Raw genomic sequence first — 203 nt, 5'->3', positions numbered from 1 at the left:
GCCGGCCAGTTGCTCGCGCAGATGGTGCCGGCCATCGCCAAGACTTCGGATCTGGTGCAGGAGATCAACGCCGCCAGCGAGGAGCAGGCCACCGGCATGCAGCAGATCAACCAGGCCGTGGCCCAGCTCAATGCCGTCACCCAGCAGAATGCCTCGGCCTCGGAAGAACTCGCCGCCACCGCCGAGGAAATGAACGCCCAGGC

Annotated in this window: 1 pseudogene; it reads left to right on the top strand. The window is 66.5% G+C overall.

Annotation, left to right across the window (positions count from 1 at the left end):
* A pseudogene (locus tag THIARS_RS17975) lies at positions 1-203 on the top strand (methyl-accepting chemotaxis protein); the annotation flags it as partial.

The sequence above is a fragment of the Thiomonas delicata genome, from assembly GCF_900088825.1.
GTDB lineage: Bacteria > Pseudomonadota > Gammaproteobacteria > Burkholderiales > Burkholderiaceae_C > Thiomonas_A > Thiomonas_A delicata.
The sequence above is the reverse complement of the archived record's forward strand: the minus strand, read 5'-3'. Positions and strand labels throughout refer to the sequence as shown.